Annotated in this window: 26 protein-coding genes; 11 read left to right on the plus strand and 15 right to left on the minus strand. The window is 70.0% G+C overall.

Annotated elements, in window-relative coordinates:
- Nucleotide 1: 1 nt before the first annotated feature.
- The 5 genes from ccoN to xseA form a co-directional block, all read right to left on the minus strand.
- Nucleotides 2-1,447: a cytochrome-c oxidase, cbb3-type subunit I gene (gene ccoN / locus LXT12_RS06510; protein ID WP_233390604.1), complete on the minus strand. Its 1,446-nt coding sequence runs from the start codon at nucleotides 1,445-1,447 to the stop codon at nucleotides 2-4.
- A gap of 46 nt (nucleotides 1,448-1,493) precedes the next feature.
- On the minus strand, nucleotides 1,494-1,643 hold the full coding sequence (ccoS, locus tag LXT12_RS06515; protein ID WP_233390605.1) for a cbb3-type cytochrome oxidase assembly protein CcoS: 150 nt from the start codon (nucleotides 1,641-1,643) through the stop codon (nucleotides 1,494-1,496).
- A 6-nt stretch (nucleotides 1,644-1,649) separates the two neighbouring features.
- Complete coding sequence (locus tag LXT12_RS06520) at nucleotides 1,650-3,860, minus strand: heavy metal translocating P-type ATPase (RefSeq protein WP_233390606.1); 2,211 nt, start codon at nucleotides 3,858-3,860, stop codon at nucleotides 1,650-1,652.
- 126 nt (nucleotides 3,861-3,986) lie between these two features.
- On the minus strand, nucleotides 3,987-4,568 hold the full coding sequence (locus LXT12_RS06525) for a superoxide dismutase (RefSeq protein WP_233390607.1): 582 nt from the start codon (nucleotides 4,566-4,568) through the stop codon (nucleotides 3,987-3,989).
- Between the two features lie 59 nt (nucleotides 4,569-4,627).
- Nucleotides 4,628-5,929: an exodeoxyribonuclease VII large subunit gene (gene xseA, locus LXT12_RS06530; protein WP_233390608.1), complete on the minus strand. Its 1,302-nt coding sequence runs from the start codon at nucleotides 5,927-5,929 to the stop codon at nucleotides 4,628-4,630.
- A 350-nt stretch (nucleotides 5,930-6,279) separates the two neighbouring features.
- Here xseA and LXT12_RS06535 point away from each other — a divergent pair, with 350 nt between their 5' ends.
- The 7 genes from LXT12_RS06535 to LXT12_RS06565 all read left to right on the plus strand — a co-directional run bounded on the left by LXT12_RS06535 (nucleotide 6,280) and on the right by LXT12_RS06565 (nucleotide 11,193).
- Nucleotides 6,280-6,897 carry a MotA/TolQ/ExbB proton channel family protein gene (locus LXT12_RS06535; protein ID WP_233390609.1) on the plus strand — a complete coding sequence of 206 codons (618 nt, stop codon included), beginning with the start codon at nucleotides 6,280-6,282 and terminating at the stop codon, nucleotides 6,895-6,897.
- A 273-nt stretch (nucleotides 6,898-7,170) separates the two neighbouring features.
- Nucleotides 7,171-7,587, plus strand: coding sequence for an ExbD/TolR family protein (locus tag LXT12_RS06540; RefSeq protein WP_233390610.1), 417 nt, complete (start codon nucleotides 7,171-7,173; stop codon nucleotides 7,585-7,587).
- Complete coding sequence (gene lpxK, locus LXT12_RS06545; RefSeq protein WP_233390611.1) at nucleotides 7,553-8,608, plus strand: tetraacyldisaccharide 4'-kinase; 1,056 nt, start codon at nucleotides 7,553-7,555, stop codon at nucleotides 8,606-8,608. Before LXT12_RS06540 ends, lpxK begins: the two co-directional genes overlap by 35 nt.
- Nucleotides 8,593-8,805 (plus strand): Trm112 family protein, encoded by a 213-nt coding sequence (locus LXT12_RS06550; protein ID WP_233390612.1) that lies wholly within the window; start codon nucleotides 8,593-8,595, stop codon nucleotides 8,803-8,805. Before lpxK ends, LXT12_RS06550 begins: the two co-directional genes overlap by 16 nt.
- Nucleotides 8,805-9,542, plus strand: a complete 738-nt coding sequence (kdsB, locus tag LXT12_RS06555; protein ID WP_233390613.1) for a 3-deoxy-manno-octulosonate cytidylyltransferase — start codon at nucleotides 8,805-8,807, stop codon at nucleotides 9,540-9,542. Before LXT12_RS06550 ends, kdsB begins: the two co-directional genes overlap by 1 nt.
- Nucleotides 9,543-9,641: 99 nt before the next feature.
- Nucleotides 9,642-10,298, plus strand: coding sequence for an adenylate kinase (gene adk, locus LXT12_RS06560; RefSeq protein WP_233390614.1), 657 nt, complete (start codon nucleotides 9,642-9,644; stop codon nucleotides 10,296-10,298).
- 136 nt (nucleotides 10,299-10,434) lie between these two features.
- On the plus strand, nucleotides 10,435-11,193 hold the full coding sequence (locus tag LXT12_RS06565) for a 3-hydroxyacyl-CoA dehydrogenase (protein ID WP_233390615.1): 759 nt from the start codon (nucleotides 10,435-10,437) through the stop codon (nucleotides 11,191-11,193).
- Nucleotides 11,194-11,412: 219 nt separating this feature from the next.
- On the opposite strand, the gene LXT12_RS06570 is transcribed toward LXT12_RS06565, so the two are convergent.
- From LXT12_RS06570 to tadA, 7 genes are all read right to left on the minus strand, one after another.
- Nucleotides 11,413-12,666 carry a hypothetical protein gene (locus LXT12_RS06570; protein ID WP_233390616.1) on the minus strand — a complete coding sequence of 418 codons (1,254 nt, stop codon included), beginning with the start codon at nucleotides 12,664-12,666 and terminating at the stop codon, nucleotides 11,413-11,415.
- Between the two features lie 83 nt (nucleotides 12,667-12,749).
- On the minus strand, nucleotides 12,750-13,187 hold the full coding sequence (locus tag LXT12_RS06575) for an ExbD/TolR family protein (protein WP_233390617.1): 438 nt from the start codon (nucleotides 13,185-13,187) through the stop codon (nucleotides 12,750-12,752).
- 15 nt (nucleotides 13,188-13,202) lie between these two features.
- On the minus strand, nucleotides 13,203-13,631 hold the full coding sequence (locus LXT12_RS06580) for an ExbD/TolR family protein (protein WP_233390619.1): 429 nt from the start codon (nucleotides 13,629-13,631) through the stop codon (nucleotides 13,203-13,205).
- Nucleotides 13,632-13,661: 30 nt separating this feature from the next.
- On the minus strand, nucleotides 13,662-14,492 hold the full coding sequence (locus tag LXT12_RS06585; RefSeq protein ID WP_255763479.1) for a MotA/TolQ/ExbB proton channel family protein: 831 nt from the start codon (nucleotides 14,490-14,492) through the stop codon (nucleotides 13,662-13,664).
- Nucleotides 14,493-14,569: 77 nt separating this feature from the next.
- Nucleotides 14,570-15,211, minus strand: a complete 642-nt coding sequence (locus LXT12_RS26890) for an ABC transporter substrate-binding protein (protein ID WP_233390825.1) — start codon at nucleotides 15,209-15,211, stop codon at nucleotides 14,570-14,572.
- A gap of 535 nt (nucleotides 15,212-15,746) precedes the next feature.
- A complete protein-coding gene (locus LXT12_RS06600; protein WP_233390621.1) occupies nucleotides 15,747-16,730 on the minus strand; it encodes an LD-carboxypeptidase in 984 nt (327 codons plus the stop codon).
- Entirely contained in the window at nucleotides 16,727-17,305 is a 579-nt protein-coding gene (tadA, locus tag LXT12_RS06605) for a tRNA adenosine(34) deaminase TadA (protein ID WP_233390622.1), read from the minus strand. Before tadA ends, LXT12_RS06600 begins: the two co-directional genes overlap by 4 nt.
- Nucleotides 17,306-17,319: 14 nt before the next feature.
- Between tadA and pxpB the strand changes: the two genes are divergently transcribed.
- Genes pxpB through LXT12_RS06625 form a run of 4 tightly spaced genes read left to right on the plus strand, consistent with a single transcriptional unit; the run spans nucleotide 17,320 to nucleotide 20,641 of the window.
- Entirely contained in the window at nucleotides 17,320-17,967 is a 648-nt protein-coding gene (gene pxpB / locus LXT12_RS06610; protein ID WP_233390623.1) for a 5-oxoprolinase subunit PxpB, read from the plus strand.
- Nucleotides 17,964-18,887, plus strand: coding sequence for a 5-oxoprolinase subunit C family protein (locus LXT12_RS06615; protein ID WP_233390624.1), 924 nt, complete (start codon nucleotides 17,964-17,966; stop codon nucleotides 18,885-18,887). The genes pxpB and LXT12_RS06615 overlap by 4 nt, the downstream gene beginning before the upstream one ends.
- Nucleotides 18,884-19,645 (plus strand): 5-oxoprolinase subunit PxpA, encoded by a 762-nt coding sequence (gene pxpA, locus LXT12_RS06620; protein WP_233390627.1) that lies wholly within the window; start codon nucleotides 18,884-18,886, stop codon nucleotides 19,643-19,645. The genes LXT12_RS06615 and pxpA overlap by 4 nt, the downstream gene beginning before the upstream one ends.
- A gap of 12 nt (nucleotides 19,646-19,657) precedes the next feature.
- On the plus strand, nucleotides 19,658-20,641 hold the full coding sequence (locus tag LXT12_RS06625) for a DUF72 domain-containing protein (RefSeq protein ID WP_233390629.1): 984 nt from the start codon (nucleotides 19,658-19,660) through the stop codon (nucleotides 20,639-20,641).
- 14 nt (nucleotides 20,642-20,655) lie between these two features.
- On the opposite strand, the gene LXT12_RS06630 is transcribed toward LXT12_RS06625, so the two are convergent.
- From LXT12_RS06630 to LXT12_RS06640, 3 genes are all read right to left on the minus strand, one after another.
- Nucleotides 20,656-20,841, minus strand: coding sequence for a hypothetical protein (locus LXT12_RS06630; RefSeq protein WP_233390630.1), 186 nt, complete (start codon nucleotides 20,839-20,841; stop codon nucleotides 20,656-20,658).
- 93 nt (nucleotides 20,842-20,934) lie between these two features.
- The gene (locus LXT12_RS06635; RefSeq protein ID WP_233390631.1) at nucleotides 20,935-21,480 is read right to left on the minus strand and encodes a 2'-5' RNA ligase family protein; all 546 of its coding nucleotides are present in this window, start codon (nucleotides 21,478-21,480) and stop codon (nucleotides 20,935-20,937) included.
- 7 nt (nucleotides 21,481-21,487) lie between these two features.
- Entirely contained in the window at nucleotides 21,488-21,727 is a 240-nt protein-coding gene (locus tag LXT12_RS06640) for a hypothetical protein (RefSeq protein ID WP_233390632.1), read from the minus strand.
- Nucleotides 21,728-21,882: the final 155 nt, after the last annotated feature.

Genomic DNA, 21,882 nt, shown 5'->3' on the forward strand with positions numbered 1-21,882 from the left:
TTCAGGCGTGGGCCATCACAGGCGCGGGGATGCTCACCGGCTGCGCACGGCCGGCCTGCACGGTCTTGATGACGTTCCAGCTCATGACCAGCATGCCGGTCAGGTAGAGCAGGCCGCCGCTGAGACGGATCACGTAGAACGGCCAGGTCGCCTTGACGCTCTCGACGAAGGTGTAGACCAGGGTGCCGTCCGGGTTGACCGCACGCCACATCAGGCCCTGCATGACGCCGGCGATCCACATCGCGGCGATGTAGAGCACGATGCCCAGGGTCGCGATCCAGAAGTGCAGCTCGATGGCGCGCTTGGAGTACATCTCCGTGCGGCCGAACATGCGCGGGATCAGGTGGTAGAGCGAACCCATCGAGATGAGGCCCACCCAGCCGAGGGCGCCGCTGTGCACGTGGCCGACGGTCCAGTCGGTGTAGTGGGACAGCGAGTTGACCGTCTTGATCGACATCATCGGGCCCTCGAAGGTCGACATGCCGTAGAACGACAGCGCGACGATGAGGAACTTCAGGATGGGGTCGTCACGCAGCTTGTGCCAGGCCCCCGACAGGGTCATGACGCCGTTGATCATGCCGCCCCAGCTCGGCGCCAGCAGCACCAGGCTGAACAGCATGCCTACGCTCTGCGCCCAGTCCGGCAGGGCCGTGTAGTGCAGGTGGTGCGGGCCCGCCCACATGTAGGTGAAGATCAGCGCCCAGAAGTGGACGATGGACAGGCGGTAGCTGTAGACCGGACGCTCGGCCTGCTTGGGGATGTAGTAGTACATCATCCCGAGGAAGCCGGCAGTCAGGAAGAAGCCCACCGCGTTATGGCCGTACCACCACTGCACCATGGCGTCCTGCACGCCGGCGTAGGCGGAGTAGCTCTTGGTGAGGCTGACCGGGATCTCGGCGCTGTTGACGATGTGCAGCAGGGCCACGGCGATGATGAAGGCGCCGAAGAACCAGTTGGCCACGTAGATGTGACGGATCTTGCGCGTGCCCACCGTGCCGAAGAAGACGACCGCATAGGCCACCCAGGTCACGGCGATCAGGATGTCGATGGGCCACTCGAGCTCGGCATATTCCTTGCCGGTCGTGTAGCCCAGCGGCAGCGAGATGGCCGCCAGCACGATGACGAGCTGCCAGGCCCAGAACGTGAACCAGGCCAGGGACGGCAGGAAGAGCCGCGTCTGGCCTGTGCGTTGAACGACGTGATAGCTGGTGGCGAACAGCGTGCAGCCACCGAAAGCGAAGATGACCGCGTTGGTGTGCAGCGGTCGCAAGCGGCCGTAGCTCAGCCACGGGATGCCCAAGTTCAGATCGGGCCAAGCCAGTTGGGCGGCGATGATTACGCCTACCAGCATGCCCACCACGCCCCAGAGAACGGCTGCCAGCGCAAAGGCGCGCACGGGTCCATCCTCGTAGATTGCCCCGGTGGCCAGGGCCTTTTCGTTCGCCATCGCGACTCCTTCAGTCTGATGCAAACGATTCTTCGCGTGGACCGTCTTAGACGCCTTGATCCTTGTCAAGCAGGATGCGTTCCCCCTCGAGGGACAGGTCTTCGAGTTGCCCGGAGTTCACGGCCCAGCCGAAGACGGCCAGGATGATGAGCACCAGGACGACGGAAAAAGGGATGAGGAGATAGAGGATGTCCATGGGGGTTCAGCGCGCCAGGCGCTGTGCGTTGAGCACGACGAAGAGCGAACTCGCCGCCATGCCGATGCCTGCGGCGAGCGGAGGCAGCAGGCCTGCCAGCGCCAGCGGCACGCAGGCCAGGTTGTAGAGCGCCGCCCAGGCGAGGTTCTGGCGCAGCACACGCCGCGTGCGACGGGCCAGCGACACGGCCTGAGGAAGGGCCATCAGCCGGTTGGAGACGAGCAGCGCATCGGCCGCGGCGCGGGCCAGCATGGCGCCCTGCCCCATCGCGATGCGGACGTCGGCAGCGGCGAGCACCGGCGCGTCGTTGATGCCGTCGCCCACCATCAGCACGCGTTCACCGCGCGCCTGCCAGTCCCGCAGCAGCGCGAGCTTGGTGTCCGGCGAGGCACCGGCATGCCAGTGCACGATGTCGAGGGCGGCGGCCATGCGGGCCACCGCGGCGGGCTGGTCGCCGGACAGCAGCCGCAGGCGCAGGCCGGCGCCGCGCAAGGCCGCCAGGGCTTCGTGGGCATCCTCGCGGGGCTCCTCGGCGAGGTCCATCCACAACGCGCTGTCGCCGCTGCCGAAGGCGAGCCGCGCCGCAGGATCGGGCCGTTCGCTGACCCAGCCGGGCGCGCCCAGGCGCCAGGTCCGCCCCGTCGCGTCGCGCGCCTCGACGCCGCGGCCCGGCAGCTCGTGCACATCCGTCCAGCCGCTGGCATCGCGACCGTCGACCAAGGCCCGCGCATGTGGATGGCGGGACAGCGCCGCCAGGCTGCGCGCCTGGGCCAGCAAGGCATCGGCATCGCCGCCCGAGGACCAGTGGCGCTGCAGCTGCAGCCGGTCTTCGCTGAGGGTGCCGGTCTTGTCGAAGACGACGGTGCCGACGCCGCACAGCCGCTCCAGCGCGGACAGGTCGGTCAGCAGCAGGCCGCGTCGCGCGAGCGCGCCGCTGGCCGTGAGCCACGCGGCGGGCGCGGCGAGCGTGAGGGCGCAGGGGCAGGTGACGATGAGCACGGCGACGGCCACGGCCACGGCGCGCGAGGGCTCCACCCACCACCAGGCCAGGCCCGCGGCAAGGGCCAGCAGCAGCACGCCGGCCGTGAAGCCGGCCGCCACGCGGTCGACGATGCCGTGGGCAGGCGGCCGCTGGCTCTGCGCCTGCTGCATCAGGCGCACGATGCCCTGGGCGGTCGTGTCGGCGCCGACACGCTGCACCGCCACCACCAGGGGGCCGTCGCCGTTGATGCTGCCCGCCACGACCGGGTCGCCCAGGGCCTTGGCCACGGGTGCCGATTCGCCCGTCAGCAGCGCCTCGTTGACCCAGCCCTGCCCCGACAACACCAGGCCATCGGCAGCGAAGGCCTCGCCGGCCGCGACGCGGATGCGGTCGCCCACGCGCAGGGACTCGGGCGCAACGCGCTCACTGCGGCCATCGTCCAGCAGCCGCTCGGCCGCCGTCGGCAGCGATCCGGCCACGGCCTCCAGGGCCTCGGCCGCCCGATGCCGCGCGCCAAGCTCGAACCAGCGCGCCAGCAGCAGCAGCGCAATGAACATGGTCAGCGAGTCGAAATAGACGTCGCGGCCCAGCAGGCCGCCGGGATCGAACAGCGCCCCGGTGCTGGCGACGAAGGTGACGCCGATGCCCAGCGCCACGGGCACGTCCATGCCAAGGTGGCCGGCGCGCAGCTGGCGCCAGGCGCCGGCGAAGAAGGGGGCCGCCGAGAAAGCCATCACCGGCAGGGCCATCACCCAGCTGGCCCAGCGCAGCAACTGGTCCAGGTCGGGGGCCAGTTCGCCGGCGCCGGCCACGTAGGCGGGGGTGGCCATCATCATGACCTGCATCATCAGGAAGCCGGCGACGAAGAGCCGCCACAACGCCTGCCGCTTTTCGCGCCGGCGCAGGTCGCGCGCCGGCGCGGCGACGTCCGGCGTGGCCGAGTAACCCACGGCCTGCAGGCCGGCGAGCACGTCGGCCAGGGGGAGTTGCGAAGGCCGCCAACGCAGCGCCAGGCGCGCCGAAGCGGGGTTCACGCTGGCCTGTTCGACGCCGGGTAGGGCCAGCAGGGCCGACTCGATGATGCCGGAGCAGGCGGCGCAATGGATGCCCCCGACCTGGAACTGCGACACGGCCACGCCATCCGGCCCGTCGGGCCAGGTCGTGAAGGGGGCAAGGAGGCGCGCGTCGGCATCAGCCGCGTGCAGGCCGGGAGGGGGAGCACTCACGACGGCCATCTTGGCCGCTGCCCCGCGGCCGGCCCATGATCTGCATCAAGGCAGACGCATCGCACCTGAGCTTTACGGGGCGGGCGCAAAAAAGGCCGGCGGATGCCGGCCTGTCGCGGGTCAGAGCGGTGTCGTTCAGGCGAAGTTGGCTTCGGCGAACTGCCAGTTCACGAGGTTGTTCAGGAAGGTCTCGACGAACTTGGGGCGCAGGTTGCGGTAGTCGATGTAGTAGGCGTGCTCCCAGACGTCGACCGTCAGCAGCGCCTTGTCGCCGGTCGTCAGCGGCGTGCCGGCGGCGCCCATGTTGACGATGTCCACCGAGCCGTCGGCCTTCTTGACCAGCCAGGTCCAGCCGGAGCCGAAGTTGCCCACGGCGCTCTTGACGAATGCCTCCTTGAAGGCGGCGTAGCTGCCCCACTTCGCATTGATGGCCGCAGCCAGCGCGCCGCCGGGCTCGCCGCCGCCCTGGGGCTTCATGCAGTTCCAGAAGAAGGTGTGGTTCCAGATCTGCGCGGCGTTGTTGTAGATGCCGCCCGAGCTCTTCTTGACGATCTCTTCGAGCGGCATGTTCTCGAACTCGGTGCCCTTTTGCAGGTTGTTGAGGTTGACCACGTAGGCGTTGTGGTGCTTGCCGTGGTGGTACTCGAGCGTTTCCTTGCTGTAGTGGGGCGCCAGTGAATCGATCGGGTAGGGCAGCGGGGGCAGCGTGTGTTCCATCGTGCAATCCTCAGGTGTTTGGGGGGAGGGAAAAACCGCAGGATTGTAGGGAGGCCGCATCACCCTTGTGGCGAAGGCACTACCCCCAGAACCCTCAGCTCCGCACTGCCATCGACCAGCACGGCGCGCACGTCGGCGCCGGGCTGCAGGGCCTGCACGGACGTGATGGCGCCGCCCCGTCCGTCGTCCAGCCACGCATACCCGCGGGCGAGGACGTGCTGGGGGTCCAGGGCCTGCAGTCGCGCCTGGAGCCCGTCCAGGCGCACGGCATGGCGGCGCAGCAGCTCGGCGGCCGCGCGCTGCTGACGCGGCCCGAGGTGCTCCAGCCGCTGCCGGTGCAGCTCCAGGCGTCGGCCGGGCGCCGCAGCCGCCCGCTGGGCCAGCAGTTCCAGCCGGCGGCGCTGGCGGGCCAGGGCGTCGCTGGGCCGGGCCAGGCGCAGGGCGAGGCGGTCCAGGCGCTGGCCAAGGGATTGGAGCCGGTGGTCCAGGCGCAGGGCCAGGCCGCGCTCGAGGGCGGCGAGCTGTTGCAGCAGGGCGTCGCGTGCGGGTGCCGCGAGTTCGGCGGCGGCCGTGGGCGTGGGGGCGCGCAGGTCGGCGGCCAGGTCGCACAGGCTCACGTCCGTCTCATGCCCCACGCCGCACACGACCGGCAGGGCCGACGACGCCACCGCGCGCACGACTCGTTCGTCGTTGAAGGCCCAAAGGTCCTCCAGCGAGCCGCCGCCGCGCACGAGCAGCAGCACGTCGACCTCCGCCCTGGCGTTGGCGGTGCGCAGGGCCTGCACCAGCGCAGGCGGAGCCTCGGCGCCCTGCACCGGGCTGGGGTAGACGACCACCTCGACGTGCGGCGCGCGGCGGGCCAGCGCCGTCAGCACGTCGTGCAGGGCCGCCCCCGCCGCCGAGGTGATCACGCCGATGCGGCGCGGGTGCACGGGCAGCGCCCGCTTGGATGCGGCATCGAAGAGCCCCTCGGCCGCCAGCCGGGCGCGCAGCTTTAGGAACTGCTCGTACAGGCTGCCGGCGCCGGCCCGCCGCATCGCCTCGACGACGAACTGCAGTTCGCCGCGCGGCTCGTAGACCGCGACCCGGCCGCGCACCTCGACGAGCAGTCCCTCGCCGGGAGAAAAGTCCAGCATGGCGGCAGCGCGGCGGAACATGGCGCAGCGCATGCTGGCCGACTGGCCGTCGGCGTCCTTCAGGCAGAAGTAGCAATGTCCGCTGGCGGCGCGCGTGAAGCCGGTGATCTCGCCGCCGACCACGACGACCGAGAAGCGCTCCGCCAGGCTCTGGGAGATGGCCTCGACGAGGCCAGCCACACCCCAGACCCTTCGGTTCGACGCGGGTTCGCGGGCGTCAATCACGCGCAAACCCAATGCCGGCGCGGGCCGGGAAGTCCACAGCCGCGCCAATGCTGGGCTGGCGGGCAGTTTCGGCCCGGGCGGCTTGTCACGCCGCCGTCATGAGCACATAAGGCCTTGTTTTTCAATTCGAATTCCGCTGCTCAAACTTGAGGCAAATTGTCCAAGGCCTTGATTTGACGGCCTCTGTCGGCCCGTCGAGGCGTCTTGCCCACAAAGTTGTCCACAGCGGCAGTGGATTATGGGAACGCTTCCGTGCCGCGCCGCGACCTGCGGCGGGCGCCAACGCTGGGGCCATAATCCCGCGCACTCAACCGGCCGGTGCGCGGCCGTTTTTCTCGACGGGGACGACCTTGTTTTCGATCATACAAGCCGCCGGCTGGCCGATCTGGCCCTTGCTCCTGTGCTCCGTGGTGGCCCTGGCCCTGATCATCGAGAGGCTGTCCAGCCTGCGCGCCAGCCGCATCCTGCCGCCGAGGCTGCTGGAGGACGTGCTCAACGTGAGCGCCCAGCAGCTGCCCGCGCCCGACATGGTCGACCGCCTGGCCGAGAACTCTCTGCTCGGCGAGGTGCTGGCCGCAGGACTGCGTGCCGTCACCGCCGAGCCGCAGATGCCCGAGGGCAAGCTGCGCATGGTCTTCGAGTTCGCGGGCCGGCGCGCCGTGCACCAGCTCGAGCGCTACATGAACACGTTAGGCACCATCGCCACGGCGGCCCCGCTGCTCGGCCTGATGGGCACCGTGGTCGGCATGATCGAGATCTTCGGCAGCCAGACGCCCGGCGGCGGCAACCCCGCGCAACTGGCGCACGGCATCTCCATCGCCCTGTACAACACCGCCTTCGGCCTGATGATCGCCATCCCCTCGCTGATGTTCTACCGCTACTTCCGCGGCCGCATCGAGGAGTACGTGCTCGAACTCGAAGCCGCCGCCGACCGGCTGCTGGGCCAGTTGCGCCGCTACACCGCCTGAAATGGACAGCCCCTCGTCTGGTCTCGCCCTGCTGAACGCAGGCGTGCCCAGCCGGTCTTGCAGACCGCGCTGCGGCTTGTGCCGCAGCTCTTCGGCAGGCACATGCCGCCCATTGGGCGCCATGTGTCCGGCCTCAGCCCCCGAGGGGACGGCGATGCTCGCAGCATTGAGCTGCGAGCACATCGCCTGCGGGCCGGCTTGGGACGGCCCGGCGCCGGTCCGCCGCGCGCGGCTTCACGCGGCCTCGGTGCCGCAAACCATGGATCGACCCATATGAGATTCCGCTCCCCGCACCGCGAGCCGCCGGAGATCAACCTGATCCCCTTCATCGACGTGCTGCTGGTGATCCTCATCTTCCTGATGCTGTCGACGACCTACTCCAAGTTCACCGAGCTGCAGATCACGCTGCCTTCGGCCGACGCGGAGAGGCTCAAGGACCGGCCGCAGGAAGTCATCGTCGGCATCGCGGCCGACGGGCGCTTCGTGGTCAACCGGCAGCCCGTGGAAGGCCGTTCGGTGGACATCCTGATCAACGCCCTGCGCCAGGCATCGGGCGGCAACACCGAGGCATCGCTCATCATCTCGGCCGATGCGGCCACGCCCCACCAGGCGGTCATCAACGTGATGGACGCCGCGCGCCGCGTTGGCCTCACGCGTGTCACCTTCGCCGCCCAGACCGACGCTCGCTGATCGCCTGCAGCGCGAGTGGCTGAGTGGCGGTGCGCTGTCGGCCGCCCTGCTGCCGCTGAGCTGGCTCTACGCCGGGCTGCTGGCACTGCGTCGCCGGGCCTACCGCCTCGGTCTCATGCAGGTCGGCGCCCTGCCCGTGCCGGTCATCGTCGTCGGCAACTGGATCGTCGGCGGCGCCGGCAAGACACCGACGACCCTGGCTTTGCTGGACCTGCTGCGCGCCCGCGGCCTGAGCGCTGGCGTGGTGTCGAGAGGTTATGGCCGCGATGGCCGCGAGGTGCGACTCGTCGGGCCCGGCTCGACGGCCAGCGAGGTGGGCGACGAGCCCCTGCTCATCCACCTGCGCGGTCGTGTGCCGGTGGCCGTGGGCGCCGACCGCGTCGCGGCGGCGCGAGCCCTGCTCGCCGCCCATCCCGGCCTCGACCTGCTCGTCAGCGACGACGGCCTGCAGCATTGGCGGCTGCCGCGGGCGCTGACCTTGCTCGTCTTCGATGAGCGGGGCCTGGGCAACGGCCGGCTGCTGCCCGCCGGCCCGCTGCGCCAGCCACCCGGGCCGCCTGCACCGGACCAGCTCGTCGTCTACAACGCCCCCCGGGCCAGCACCGGCCTGCCCGGTTTCCTCGCCGGGCGCCGCCTGGCCGGCGCCGTCTCGCTGGCCGGCTGGTGGGCGGGCGAAGCCCCTTCGATGGACGGCCTGCTGGCGCTGCGCGGCCGGCCCGGCCTGGTGGCCGTGGCGGGCGTGGCCCGCCCCCAGCGCTTCTTCGACATGCTGGCGGACCTGGGTCTCCAGTGCTCGCCGCTCGCCCTGCCCGACCACGCCGACTATGCCGCCCTCCCCTGGCCGGCCGACGCCGCCGGCGTGCTGCTGACGGAGAAGGACGCCGTCAAGCTGCCGCCCGAGCGCATCGGCGCCACGCCGGTGTGGGTGGTGACGCTAGACTTTGCGCCCGGCGCCGGCTTCGAGGCCGCGCTGGACGCCCAACTCCAACGCCTCTTCCCCTCCCGATGGATCAAAGACTGATCGAGATGCTGGTCTGCCCGCTGTGCAAGGGCCCGCTGACGCTGCTGCGCGAGGGCGAACTGCCGGCCCTGGGCTGCCGGGCCGACCGGCTGGCCTTCCCGATCCGCGACGGCATCCCTCTGATGCTCGAGAACGAGGCCCGCCCCTGGGACCCGGACGCCACGCCGGCCCCGGTGTCGCTGGCGCCGGCCGACTGATGGGCTTCACCGTCATCGTCCCCGCTCGGCTGGCGTCGACGCGGCTGCCCAACAAGCCGCTGGCGGACATCGGCGGCCTGCCCATGATCGTGCGCGTGGCTCGCAGGGCGGCCGAGTCGGGGGCTGCGGCGGTCGTCGTGGCCACCGATGCCCCGGAGGTGGCCGCAGCCTGTGCCGCCCATGGCGTGAGGGCGCTCATGACCCGGCCCGACCATCCGTCGGGCAGCGACCGCCTTGCCGAGGCGGTGGAGCAGCTCGGCCTGCCCGACGAGGCCGCCGTCGTCAACGTGCAAGGCGACGAGCCCCTCATCGCCCCGGCCATGATCGACGCGTGCGCCGCGACGCTGGCGGCCCAGCCGGACTGCGTCATGGCGACGGTCGCCCACGCCCTGACCGATCCTTCCGAGTTCGCGAACGCCAACGTCGTCAAGCTGGTCACCGACAAGGCCGGCCGGGCGCTGTATTTCTCCCGAGCCCCGATCGCGTGGTGGCGTGACGGCGGCGGCCAACCCAACCAGGCGCTGCGCCACGTCGGCCTGTATGCCTACCGCGCCGGCTTCCTGCGGCGGTTCCCGACGCTGGCGGTGAGCCCGCTGGAGCAGATCGAGTCGCTGGAGCAGCTGCGGGTGCTGTGGCACGGGGAGCGCATCGCCGTGCACGTCAGCCCCGAACGCCCCGGACCGGGGGTGGACACGCCCGAAGACCTGGAGCGTGTGCGCGCACTGATCCAGGGCTGAGCACCATCCTGGAGCGTCAGGCCCCCGAAAGGCCACATGCGATACTCCTTCGCTGCTGATGCGGGACTTGTTCACGGTCCCGACACAACGAGGAGACCCATGCGACTGATTCTTCTGGGCGCCCCCGGCGCCGGCAAAGGCACCCAGGCCGCCTTCATCTGCAAGCAGTTCGGCATTCCGCAGATTTCGACGGGCGACATGCTGCGCGCCGCCATCAAGGCCGGCACGCCCCTGGGCCTGGCCGCCAAGCAGGTCATGGACTCCGGCGCCTTGGTCAGCGACGACATCATCATTGGCCTCGTCAAGGAACGCATCACCCAGCCCGACTGTGCCAAGGGCTTCCTGTTCGACGGCTTCCCGCGCACCATTCCCCAGGCCGACGCCATGAAGGCCGCCGGCGTCAAGCTCGATTACGTCCTCGAGATCGACGTGCCCTTCGAGGCCATCATCGAGCGCATGAGCGGCCGCCGCGTCCACGTGGCCTCGGGTCGCACCTACCACGTCAAGTACAACCCGCCCAAGGCGGAGGGCAAGGACGACGAGACCGGTGAGGAGCTGATCCAGCGCGAGGACGACAAGGAAGAGACCGTGCGCAAGCGCCTGGAGGTCTACCAGGCCCAAACCCGTCCGCTGGTCGACTACTACTCGCAGTGGGCCGCCACGGGCGATGCCAACGCACCGAAGTACCGCCGCATCGAAGGCATGGGCTCGGTCGACGAGATCACGCGCAAGGCGCTGGCCGCGCTGTCGAGCTGACAGCCCCCCTGCCCCACCGAAGCCGCGGCGCGCAAGCCCCGCGGCTTTTTTCATGGCCGGCCCGCAGCGGCCTGGGCAGGCATTTGTCGGCCACAATTGACGTTTACGTCAATCAAACTCCCAGGAGATCCTCACCATGGAAATCGCAGGCAAGGTGTTCATCGTCACCGGCGGCGCCTCGGGCCTCGGCGAAGGCACGGCACGCATGCTGGCCGCGCATGGCGGCAAGGTCGTCATCGCCGACCTGCAGATCGAGCGCGGCCAGCAGGTCGCGGCCGAGATCGGCGGCGTCTTCGTCAAGTGCGACGTCAGCCAGGAGGCCGACGGCCAGTCGGCGGTGGCTGCCGCGACCGGCCTGGGCAAGCTGGTCGGCCTCGTCAACTGCGCCGGCATCGCGCCGGCCATCAAGACGGTGGGCAAGGACGGCGCCCATCCTCTGGCGAGCTTCACCAAGACCATCACCGTCAACCTGATCGGCAGTTTCAACATGATCCGGCTGGCCGCCGAGGCGATGGCGAAGAACGACCCCGAGCCGACCGGCGAACGAGGCGTGCTGATCTCGACCGCCTCGGTTGCGGCCTTCGACGGCCAGATTGGCCAGGCAGCCTATTCGGCCTCCAAGGGCGGCGTGGTCGGCATGACCCTGCCCATCGCGCGCGACCTGGCCCGCAACGGCATCCGCAACATGACCATCGCGCCCGGCATCTTCGGCACCCCCATGCTCTTCGGCATGCCGCAGGAGGTGCAGGACGCCCTGGCGGCGAGCGTGCCCTTCCCCAGCCGCCTCGGCCGGCCGGAGGACTACGCCAAGCTCGTGCATCAGATCGTCACCAACGACATGCTCAATGGCGAGGTGATCCGCCTGGACGGGGCCATCCGCCTGGCCCCGAAGTGAGACCCCTCGGCCAGGCCCGCTGCGCTGAACGCGAGCGAGGCCTGACCGGTCCCCCAAGGGGACGGCGATGCTTGCGGCGTTGAGCCGCAAGCACTTCGCCAGGCGGGCCGGCTCGGGATCGGCCCAGCGCTCGGCCCGGCATCGCAATTTCCGAACGGATCATCTGAACGAAAAAGGGCCTGGTTCGCACCAGGCCCGTTTCGTTTCGGCAGTGGCCGGTCAGTGCTTGGTGCGCGACTGGATGATCCACAGGCGGGCCAGGTCGGCCGAGCCGTCCGTGCCCTTGACGGTCTTCCACACGCCTTGCGCCTTGGCGGTATCACCCGCCAGATAGTGGGCCAGGCCCAGGTAGAGCTTGGCGTCTTCGGGGCGCTTCAGGTTGCCCTTGGCGATGCCCTGCTCGAGCTGGTCGATGCCCTTCTTGGCGTTGCCGCCGAAGGCGTTGGCCAGGCCCAGCTTGACGAAGTCGTTGCCGTCCTTGGCGTCTTGGGCCGCCTTCTCGTTGGCAGCAGCGCCAGCCTTGGCCTCGGCGATCTTCTTGATCATCAGGTCGGCCAGTCGCTTGTGGCGGGCGCCTTCGGCCCCCTGGCCGAGCACGCCAGCGGCGAAGCCCTTGTCGACAACCTGCTTGCCCTCTTCCGGATAGCCGGCCTGGGCGGCGAGCTGAGCCATCTCCATGTAGTCGTTGGCCTCGCGCATATTGCCCGTCGCCAGGCGCAGGCGGTAGAGGTCGAGCTGGAAGCGGTTGTTGTCGAAGCTCTTCTTCTGCGGCAGGCTGCCGAGGATCTGCGCCCAGAGCTTGGGGTCCGGGTAGTAGTTCAGCAGCTTCTCGGTGGCGATGCCCTCGGCGTTGGCGTCCCCCTTCTTCTGGGCTGCGTAGAGCAGCAGGTTGAGCTTGTCTTTCGGCGGGGTGTGGCCGGCCTTCTCGTCGGCGGCGATCTCTTCGAGCGTGTCCTTGATGGCACCGCTCATGTCGCCGGTGGCGAACTGGGCGTTCTGCAGCACCTGCTTCATGGTGGCGCTGTTGCCGCCTTCCTTGAAGTAGCGCTGGGCCCAGGTCAGCGCCTTGTTGCTGTCGCGATTGCGCAGATAGGTGCCGGCGATGGCTTCCATGTACTGCAGCTGCTGCGACTGCGACAGCTTGCCCGCGCCCTTGAGGGCATCGAACGAACGCACCATCGTGTCGGGATCGTTGGCACCCATGGCCGCCGAGAAGCGCACGCCTTCGATGGCGTTGTTCTCGGCCGCCGTGCGGCCACCGACCGCCTCGGCGTCACGCAGCTTGGCCAGCGCCTCGCGGTACTTGCCGGCCTTGACGAACTTGCTGGCCTCGGTCAGCGGCGTGCCGACCTCCTTGCGCACGCTTTCCTGGGCGGCAGCCTGGCTGATACCGAACGCGGCACCGGGCGCACCGTTCAGGGACAGGGCCAGAGCGCCGACGGCGACGGCGACCACGGTTTTCAAAGTCTTCAACTTGCTCTCCTGCAAAGCAAAAGCGCGCCGCCCTTTCGGGCAGCGCGCATCACAGTATGGGTGTCAGCGGCCCCGAGTGCACGTCACTTGACGTATTGCTCGTTACCAACCATGCCCATCTTCTTGACGCTGTTGCGCTGGGCCGAGGCCATCACGGCAGCGACGACGCCGTAGTCCACCAGCTTGTTCGGCTTGATGTGGATTTCGGGCTGGTCGGAGATCGGCATGGCACCGACTTCGGCCATCTTGGAGTTGACCGCGTCGATGTTCGGCAGTGCGTTCTCGTCCCAGTAGATGGTGCCGTCGAAGTCGATCATCACCGTGTGCACGACGGGCTCCTGCGACGGCGGGTTCGTACTCGGCGGCGGCATGTCCAGGTTGATGGTATGCAGCTGGATCGGGATGGTGATGATGAGCATCACCAGCAGGACCAGCATCACGTCGATCAGCGGCGTCGTGTTGACGTCCATCAGGACTTCGGGTTCACCGCTGCCCGAGGAACTTCCAACATTCATTCCCATGTTTGACTCCTGGGCTCAACCGCCGCGTGCGGGCGGCTCGGTGACGAAGTTGATCTTCATGATGCCCGCGCGCTGGCAGGCGAAGACCACGCGGCCCACCGACTCGTAGCGGGACTTGTCGTCGCCGCGGATGTGCACCTCGGGCTGCGGGTTCTTCACGGATTCCTTGCCGAGGCGCTGCACGAGCTCCTCCATGTCCGGAACCAGTTTGGTACCCCAGTAGACGTCGCCGTCCTTGCTGACCGAGATTTCGATGTTCTCCGGCTTGGTGACACGGACGATGTTGGTCTCCTTGGGGAGATTGACCGCGATCGATTGCGTCACCACCGGCACGGTGATGAGGAAGATGATCAAGAGCACCAACATCACGTCCACGAGGGGCGTGGTGTTGATGGACGAGACCACATCGTCCTCGCCGGAAGAGGATCCGACGTTCATGCCCATGGCATTGGCTCCTGTACGAGCAGCTCGGGCTTAGCGCTTGGCAACGGCGCGGTTGCCCATCAGCACGCCATGCAGGTCGCCTGCGAAGGCGCGCACCTGGCCCATGACGCTCTTGTTGCGGTTGACCAGCCAGTTGTAGCCCAGCACGGCCGGCACGGCGACGACCAGGCCGATGGCGGTCATGATCAGGGCGGCGCCCACGGGGCCGGCAACCTTGTCGATGGAGGCCTGGCCGGCGACGCCGATGGCGGTCAGCGCGTTCAGGATGCCCCACACCGTGCCGAACAGGCCGACGAAGGGAGCGGTCGAGCCGACGGTGGCCAGGAAGCCCAGGCCGCCGGAGATCTTGGTGTTGACGTCGCCGACGGCGCGGTCCACGTTCATCGTGACCCAGCTGCTGTGGTCGATGTTCTCGGTCAGGGCGCCTTCATGGTGCTCCGAGGCCTCGACGGCGGTCTGGGCGATGTAGCGGAAGGCGCTTTCTTCCTTCAGGCCGCGGATGCCATCGGCCAGGCTGGGCTTCTTGAAGAAGCTGGCGCGGACTTCCTTGGCTTCGGACGACAGCTTGCTCGTGTCCCACAGGCGCACGACCAGGATGTACCACGAGCCCATGGACATGATGGCGAGGATGGCCAGCACGACCTGGTCGACCACGTTGCCGTGGGCGACGATGTTGCCCAGGCTGTAGGGATTTTCGGGCTTGGCGGCGGGCGTGGCGGGGGCAGCGGCGGGAGCGGTGGCTTCGGCCGTGGCGGCCGAAGCAGCGTCGGCCGGCTTCTGGTCTTGCGCATGGGCAGGCGAAACAGCCAGGGTCGCGGCCATGGCGATGGCGGCAAGGAAGCCGGTGATGCGAGAGATCATGGAGTCAACTCCTAGGGAAAAATTCTGGTTTGATTGGTCAGTGGCGCCGATGCGGCGCCGGGTTCGAAGCGGGTCGCTTATTCGATCTTGAACTGGAACTCCTGCTCGAACACGTGGTCGCCCGGGCATTCGTAGGTGTCGCGCAGCGTTTGTTCGATGGCCTGGACCAGGGCCCGCTGGGCCTTGCGATCCACGCCGCCACGCAGCGAGGTGATTTCGACGGCCGTCACGCGGCCGGACTTGACGGTGGCGACGGCCTTGTAGAGGGCCTCGCCGCTCCAGTTGACCGACGGCATCTCGGGCTTGCCCATCTTGGTACAGACCATGCCGGCCGTGATCTTGGCGGGCTTGGCGGCCGGCGGGGCGGCCGGGGCGGGCGGCGGAGCCGGCCGCACTTCGGCGACGGCCGGCGGCGCGACCTGGGTGGACTGGATGGCCGGGGCCGGCGGGGCCGGAGCGGTCACCTGGAACTCGGGCGGCGGCACGAAGGGCGGCGGCGGCGCCTTGAGGTCCGGCGGGGGCGGGATGACCTTATCGGGCGGCGGCGGCGGCTTGACCTTCTCCTCGATCACCTTGACGTCGATGGGACCGGTGACTTTCTTGACGAGGTCCTTGGCGAGGCCGCTGGCCAGCGCATAGATCGCCACGATGTGGATCAGGACGACGATGCCGAAGCCCGTGAACCGGGATGCGCCCTGCTTCTCCTGCGCAAAATTCATGCGCGCTCCTTCTTGCAACTACAACACACTCTTCAATTCGCTAGGGCGAGACTGAATCGTCAAACCCGCGGCGGCCTGACCGCCTCAGCCGTTCGAAGATGCCAACGACAAGGGGCAGTATCTTAGATCGTGATCCGACAGTGCTTGCCCGGGTGTACCGGCTGCTGCAAACAGGCCGGACCACTTACAAAAAAAACGCCCAAAGGCAAGCGCCATCGGGCATCTGCACCAGCCCCGAACCACGACGAGGCAGACCTCTACTACACCGCGAAGCGCGGCATCATAGGTGGCAGCCCGAAGCACCTTTCCTGGGGCTTACCCGAGCATGAAACCAACAAGAAACCAGCTCGCGCCGCTATGTTTTGCGTCATGAAGATGCAACTTAGGAGAACTTGACGTTCCATAACGCGGCAACCACGCAACAGTCGTCGAGGGATGTCGACATCGCTGTCAAGCCTCCCCGAAGCCGCTCCACGGAGCCTCTGGTGACCAAGAAAGCCTGACCACCATCGAAGCCGACCGCGGCTCGTGCACGTCAATGCCGGTGAGCGCCCTCGTCATGGCCATGGTCATGCGCCGCATGCGCCAGCCGCGGATCCGACTGCCAGCCGAGGATGGCCTCGCGGCCCTGCACATAAAGCTCCACCGTGGCCCCGATGGGCAGGCAGACCTTGGTGCGCACGTGGCCGAAAGGCAGCCCGGTCAGCACCGGCGTGCGGGTCCGCGCACGCAGGGCGGCGACGGCGTCCTTGATGCCGTAGCCGCGGTCCAGCGGCGACTTGGCCGCGCCGCTGAAGTCGCCCAGCAGCACCGCCGCCTGCGCATCGATGACGCCGGCCTGCTGCAGCTGCAGCAGCATGCGCTCCACGCGGTAGGGGTGCTCGTTGACGTCCTCCAGGAAGAGGATGCCCCCCTTCACCTTGGGCCAGTGGGGCGTGCCGAGCAGCGAGCACAACACGGTGAGATTGCCGCCCCACAGGCGGCCTCGCGCCTCCAGGCCGTCGAATCCGCCATCGCTGCCACGTGAGGATTCGCGAAAGCCCACGGCCTCCAGGGCCCCACTCATGGCCTCGACGAAGCAGTCGCGCGTGACCTCGTCGACGCCGCCTTCGGCCTCGCTGCGGCCGAAGTCGTCGCAGGCCAGCGGCCCGGCCCACATCGGTAGCCCCTTGTGGCGTGCGATCAGGCCGTTGTGCAGGGCAGTCAGGTCGCTGTAGCCCACCCACCGCGTGCCGTGCTCAATGCTGTGCGCGATGCGGCCCCAGTCGATCCGGTCGAGCAGGCGCGTCAGGCCGTAGCCGCCGCGCGTGGCCAGCGCCACCGAGGGCGCGGCGTCGGCAATGCGGTGCAGGGCCGCCAGGCGCGTGGCGTCGTCTCCCGCGAAGCGCTGGTGCCGGGCCAGGGCGTCGGCGTCGATGGCGACGTCGAAGCCGAGCTGGCCCAGGCGCCGCGCCGCGCGCTTGAGCGGTTCGGCCTTGGCCAGCGCGCCAGCAGGGGTGAACAGGGTCAGGGAAGTCATTGGGGGTCGTCCAGGTGCGTGGCCTCGCCGGCCGGGATGGGTTCGTCGCCCGGCCCGGCAGTGCGGGCACGGCGGGCGCGTGCCGCCTCGCGCCGTTCGGTGAAGAAGTCCCGCAGCAGCCGCGCGGAGGCCTCCGCCAGCAGGCCGCCCTCGACGCGCGTGTGATGGTTGAGACGCCCTTCGCCGAACAGGTCGATGACCGAGCCGGCGACGCCGGTCTTGGGGTCGGGGGCGGCGAAGACGACCCGCTTGAAGCGCGCGTGCATCAGGGCCATCGCGCACATCGCGCAGGGCTCCAGCGTGACGAAGAGTTCGCACTCCGGCAGCCGGTAGTTCTCCAGCAGCGTGGCCGCATGGCGCAGGGCGACGATCTCGGCGTGGGCCGTCGGGTCGTGCGTGGTGATCGGGCGGTTGTAGCCGGTGGCGACGACCTGGCCGGCCTTCATGATGACGGCCCCCACGGGCACCTCGCCCACCAGCCAGGCGTTCTGGGCCTGGTCCAGCGCGAGCCGCATCGCGTACTCGTCGGCGGGCGAGAAGAGGGCTTCGGTCATCAGGGCCGGCAGTGTACCCATGGCATGCTCCGGCCATGACTGCACTGACCGTCCATCCCCTCGGCGAAGCGGCCCTGTGCTTCGCCCCGCCGGCACCGGTCACGCTGGCGCAGCAGCAAGCCATTTGGCAACTCGCCGAAGGCCTGGGGCGGGTGGAAGGCGTGCTCGAACTCATCCCCGGCATGAACAACCTCACCCTGGTGTTCGACCCGCTGCGCGCCGAGGGGCCGGCGCTCGAAGACGCCGCGCGAGCGCTGTGGGCACAGCCGGCCCGGGAGGCTGCGGGCGGCCGGGTCGTGGAGGTGCCGGTGCGCTACGGCGGCGACGCCGGCCCCGACCTCGACGAGGTGGCCGGGCATTGCGGCCTGACGCCCGATGAGGTCGTCAGGCGCCACACCGGCGGCGACTACGTCGTCTACTTCATCGGCTTCCAGCCGGGCTTCGCCTACCTCGGCGGCCTCGACCCGGCCCTGCACGTGCCGCGCCGCGCGGCGCCACGCGTGGCCGTGCCGGCCGGCAGCGTCGGCATCGGCGGCGCGCAGACGGGCATCTATCCCCTGGCCACGCCGGGCGGCTGGCAGCTCATCGGCCGGACGGCGCTGGCGCTGTTCGACCCGCAGGCCGAGCCGCCGACCCTGCTGGCGCCGGGCGACCGGGTGCGCTTCGTCGCGGAGCCGGCGTGATCGAGGTGCTGCGCGCCGGCCCACTGGCGACCGTGCAGGACCTGGGCCGCACGGCCTGGCGCGACCGCGGCCTCAGCCGCTGCGGCGCCCTCGACGACCTGGCCCTGGCCATGGGCAATCTGCTGGTGGGCAACGAGGCCGGCGCGGCGGGGCTGGAGTTCACCATGGGCCCGGCGGTGCTGCGCTTCGCAACCGACAGCTGCATCGCCCTGACGGGCAGCGACAGCGACGCCACCGTCGACGGCCGGCCCCTTCGCTCCGGCTGGCGGATGGCGGTGCGCGCCGGCCAGACCCTGCAACTGGCCGCACCGCGTGAGCGCATGCGCAGCTACGTCACGGTGGCCGGCGGCATCGCCGTCGAGCCGGTGCTGGGCTCGCGCAGCACCGACCTCAAGGCCGGATTCGGCGGCCTCGCGGGGCGCGCGCTGCGCGATGGCGACCGGCTTCCCATCGCACCAGCGACCGGCCCGCGCCGACGGTCGGTCGGCCTGCGGGCGCCCGAGTGGGAGGCGGCCGTGCGCACCCTGCCGGGGCCGGAGCACGGCGAGTTCTCGGCCGCGGCGCGGCGGGCCTTCTGGGCCACCGACTGGACCGTGACGCCGCAAAGCAACCGCATGGGCTATCGCCTGCAAGGCCCGAACCTGCAGCGGCGCCGCGGCGGCGAGCTCGCTTCGCACGGCGTACTGCCCGGCGTCGTGCAACTGCCGCCTTCGGGCCAGCCCATCGTGCTGCTGGCCGACGCGCAGACCACCGGCGGCTATCCGAAGATCGGCGTCGTCATCCGGGCCGACCTGTGGAAGCTCGCGCAACTGCGGCTGGGCGCCAGCCTGCGCTTCGTCCCCTGCACGCCCGACGAGGCCCTCGAGGCCTGGCGCCGCCGGCAGCTGCTGCTCGATCAATGGAAGACTGCACTGGCATGAGCCTTCAACCGTCCCTCGACCTGAATGCCGACCTCGGCGAAGGCGCGCCCGACGACGCCGATCTGCTCACCCTCGTCAGCTCCGCGAACATCGCCTGCGGCTGGCATGCCGGCGACGCCCGCCTGATGCAAGCCACCATCGAGGCCGCGCTGGCTCACGGCGTCGCCCTCGGCGCCCATCCCAGCTTCCCGGACCGCGCGAACTTCGGCCGCAGCCCCATGCAACTCGAACCCGCCGAGGTGCGGGCCGACCTGATCTACCAGATCGGTGCGCTGGAGGCCCTGGCCCGCGCGGCCGGCGCACGGCTGCACCACGTCAAGCCCCACGGCGCCCTCTACAGCCAGTCGGCCCGCGATCCGGGGCTGGCCGACGCCATCGCCGACGCGGTACGCGCCGTGGACCCGCGCCTGGCCGTCTACGGCCTGGCCGGCGGCGAACTCCTGCGCGCAGCCGAGCGGGCGGGCCTGCGCGCCGTGGCCGAGGTCTTCGCCGACCGCGGCTACCGCGCCGACGGCAGCCTGGTGCCGCGGGGCCAGCCGGGCGCCCTCGTCGACGATGTGGACGAAGCCGTGGCGCGCACCCTGCGCATGGTGCGTGACGGCGTCGTCACCGCAGTCACCGGCGAGACCGTGCCGCTGCTGGCCCAGACCGTCTGCCTGCATGGGGACGGGCCGCATGCGCTGGCCTTCGCCCGGGCCTTGCGGGCGGCCCTGGTCGCGCGGGGCGTGGAAATCGTCGCCAGCCCCGCCGGCCGCTGAATCCCGCGCCCCATGCAGGACGAGCTGTTCGAGGCACCGCCGCTCAGGCGCGCCCGCGGCGTGCAGCCCGTGCCGCCCGACGTGGGCGACCTGGCCCTGGCGAAGGCGCTGTCACCCCGCGTCCATCTCGGCACGTCGAGCTGGAGCTATCCCGGCTGGGAGGGCCTGGTGTGGGCCGGCCGGCACAGCGAGTCGACGCTGTCCAGGACCGGCCTGCCGGCCTACGCTGCTCACCCGCTGCTGCGCGCCGTCGGCATCGACCGCGGCTTCTACCGGCCGCTGGCGGCCAGCGATTTCGAGCGCCATGCGCAGCAGGTGCCGCGAGGTTTCCGCTTCACCGTCAAGGCGCCCAGCCTGGTGACGGACGCGCTGCTGCGCACGGAGGACGGCCGCGGCCAGGAGGCCAACCCGCTCTTCCTGGACCCGGTCGCCGCAAGACGGGATTTCATCGAACCGGTCTGCGAGGGCCTGGGAGACAGGATCGGCGCCCTGGTCTTCCAGCTCAGCCCGCTGCCGCCGCAGCGGCTGGCCTGCATGAACGAACAACTGGACCTCCTGCACGACCTGCTGCTCGCCCTGCCCCGGCCTCCCGCCGGTGTCATCGCCGTCGAAGTGCGCAACGCGGAGTGGCTCGGCCCCGACCTCGTCGCCCTGCTGCGCGACGCCCGCGCCTGCTATTGCCTCGGCCTGCATCCCAAGCTGCCGCCCCTGCCGGACCAACTGCCCCTACTGCGCGCGATGTGGCCCGGGCCGCTGGTGGCGCGCTGGAACCTCAACCGCCTGCACGGGCCCTTCGGCTATGAAGCGGCGGAGAAGCGCTATGGTGAGTTCGACGCGCTGATGGATCCCGACCCCGACACCCGCGCGACGCTGGCCCGCGTCATCCGCGGTACCGCGGGCGCTGGCCAGGAGGCCTTCGTGACCATCTCCAACAAGGCCGAGGGCTGCGCGCCGCTCAGCGTGCGAGCGCTCGCACGAGCCATCGTTGACGGCTGACCCCGGCGCGACGCTCAGCGCGGCACCTGGCTCCTCGTCGGCAGGTTGCCGCCCTCCTCTTCCCAGCGATAAACGTCCTCGCGCTGCCGCCGGCGTTCATCGTGCGCCCGGCGCAGCTGGTGCCTGTCGCTCAGATGCCGGACCAGTTTCACGGCCAGCGCCGACGTGGCCAAGAGGGCGATGAGGGGCTTGATCATCATGGCGCGTTCTCCTTGCGGACCGGCCCATGCTGGCCGGCGCCCGCCCACCCGCCCGTCGGCGGGCGGCGCCATGCCCTGTAGGAGCGGGCCGGCTCAGGGCTGCAAGGGCCAGCGCCCGATGACGTCGTGGCGCGTCAGGCCCTGCGGGCTCTTCACCAGGGCGAACTCGCTGGCCACCCAGCCGGGCAGTTCCACCGGCCAGCCCGCGGCCACATGCTTGTCGTAGCGGAGCGTGAGATGGGGTTCGTAGTCGCGCTCGGGCGCAGCCAGTCCGTGGGCGACCAGGCGCTCGACCAGCGCATCGCGCAAGTCGCGCACCGCCTCCAGGCCCTGGCCGCCGGTCAGCACGAAGGGATGCTGGCGCACCTGCGCGCCGCCCCAGCTTTCGATGGCCTCGAAGGCGAGGTCGAAGGCCGGCCGCACGACCTCCGACGCGGCGCGCGAGGCCAGGTCGACCAGGCCCGCATCGGGCTCTCCCGCGAAGGCGCCGAAGTAATGCAGCGTGATGTGGAAGACGCGGGTGGGGCGCAGGCGCGCCGCCAGGCCGCGCGCCTCGCGCTCCGCGGCGGCGACACGCGCAATGCGCTCGGCCGATTCGTTATCTGGCCGCAGCGCGAAGAAGAGCTTGTGGCCGGGCATGCGCGCTTCAGCGCGTCGCTTCGGAGGCGGCTTCCGCCGCGCGGCGGGCGGCGTCGTCCACGCTGCCCTGCACCTGCTCGCCGACCGCCCGGGGCTGGGGCAGCGCCGCGCCGCCCGTGGCGTTGGCGCTTGCAGATGCGGCGCTGGCCGGCGGCTTGAGCGCGGTGGCCTGCTTCTTGGCCAGCGACAGCACGATGGCCGCAACGATGACGAGGGCGAGAAGGCTGAAGGCAGCGCGCATGGTCATGCCGCGTCGTGGAGGAGTTGGCAAGCATAGCCGCGGCCCGCCGAAGGTCATCGCTCGCGCAATTGATGCAGCGCAAATACATATTTCCACGACCTTCCTAGGATTTCCTCCGGGTTCGCGGCATGTGCCGCCACCACTTCAACCCTGGGGAGACC

It is taken from the genome of Pelomonas caseinilytica (assembly GCF_021353235.1).
In the GTDB taxonomy this organism is placed as follows: Bacteria; Pseudomonadota; Gammaproteobacteria; order Burkholderiales; family Burkholderiaceae_C; genus Pelomonas; species Pelomonas caseinilytica.

Excerpts from the sequence above, each read along its gene's own strand:
- LXT12_RS06525 (WP_233390607.1), bottom strand. The coding sequence starts at position 4,568 with ATGGAACACACGCTGCCCCCGCTGCCCTACCCGATCGATTCACTGGCG.
- LXT12_RS06630 (WP_233390630.1), bottom strand. The coding sequence starts at position 20,841 with ATGATGATCAAGCCCCTCATCGCCCTCTTGGCCACGTCGGCGCTGGCC.
- kdsB (WP_233390613.1), top strand. The coding sequence starts at position 8,805 with ATGGGCTTCACCGTCATCGTCCCCGCTCGGCTGGCGTCGACGCGGCTG.
- LXT12_RS06565 (WP_233390615.1), top strand. The coding sequence starts at position 10,435 with ATGGAAATCGCAGGCAAGGTGTTCATCGTCACCGGCGGCGCCTCGGGC.
- LXT12_RS06575 (WP_233390617.1), bottom strand. The coding sequence starts at position 13,187 with ATGGGAATGAATGTTGGAAGTTCCTCGGGCAGCGGTGAACCCGAAGTC.
- ccoN (WP_233390604.1), bottom strand. The coding sequence starts at position 1,447 with ATGGCGAACGAAAAGGCCCTGGCCACCGGGGCAATCTACGAGGATGGA.
- LXT12_RS06640 (WP_233390632.1), bottom strand. The coding sequence starts at position 21,727 with ATGACCATGCGCGCTGCCTTCAGCCTTCTCGCCCTCGTCATCGTTGCG.
- pxpB (WP_233390623.1), top strand. The coding sequence starts at position 17,320 with ATGACTGCACTGACCGTCCATCCCCTCGGCGAAGCGGCCCTGTGCTTC.
- LXT12_RS06625 (WP_233390629.1), top strand. The coding sequence starts at position 19,658 with ATGCAGGACGAGCTGTTCGAGGCACCGCCGCTCAGGCGCGCCCGCGGC.
- LXT12_RS06550 (WP_233390612.1), top strand. The coding sequence starts at position 8,593 with ATGGATCAAAGACTGATCGAGATGCTGGTCTGCCCGCTGTGCAAGGGC.
- LXT12_RS06580 (WP_233390619.1), bottom strand. The coding sequence starts at position 13,631 with ATGGGCATGAACGTCGGATCCTCTTCCGGCGAGGACGATGTGGTCTCG.
- LXT12_RS06540 (WP_233390610.1), top strand. The coding sequence starts at position 7,171 with ATGAGATTCCGCTCCCCGCACCGCGAGCCGCCGGAGATCAACCTGATC.
- LXT12_RS06635 (WP_233390631.1), bottom strand. The coding sequence starts at position 21,480 with ATGCCCGGCCACAAGCTCTTCTTCGCGCTGCGGCCAGATAACGAATCG.
- pxpA (WP_233390627.1), top strand. The coding sequence starts at position 18,884 with ATGAGCCTTCAACCGTCCCTCGACCTGAATGCCGACCTCGGCGAAGGC.
- tadA (WP_233390622.1), bottom strand. The coding sequence starts at position 17,305 with ATGGGTACACTGCCGGCCCTGATGACCGAAGCCCTCTTCTCGCCCGCC.
- adk (WP_233390614.1), top strand. The coding sequence starts at position 9,642 with ATGCGACTGATTCTTCTGGGCGCCCCCGGCGCCGGCAAAGGCACCCAG.
- ccoS (WP_233390605.1), bottom strand. The coding sequence starts at position 1,643 with ATGGACATCCTCTATCTCCTCATCCCTTTTTCCGTCGTCCTGGTGCTC.
- LXT12_RS06600 (WP_233390621.1), bottom strand. The coding sequence starts at position 16,730 with ATGACTTCCCTGACCCTGTTCACCCCTGCTGGCGCGCTGGCCAAGGCC.
- LXT12_RS06520 (WP_233390606.1), bottom strand. The coding sequence starts at position 3,860 with ATGGCCGTCGTGAGTGCTCCCCCTCCCGGCCTGCACGCGGCTGATGCC.
- LXT12_RS06585 (WP_255763479.1), bottom strand. The coding sequence starts at position 14,492 with ATGATCTCTCGCATCACCGGCTTCCTTGCCGCCATCGCCATGGCCGCG.
- LXT12_RS26890 (WP_233390825.1), bottom strand. The coding sequence starts at position 15,211 with ATGAATTTTGCGCAGGAGAAGCAGGGCGCATCCCGGTTCACGGGCTTC.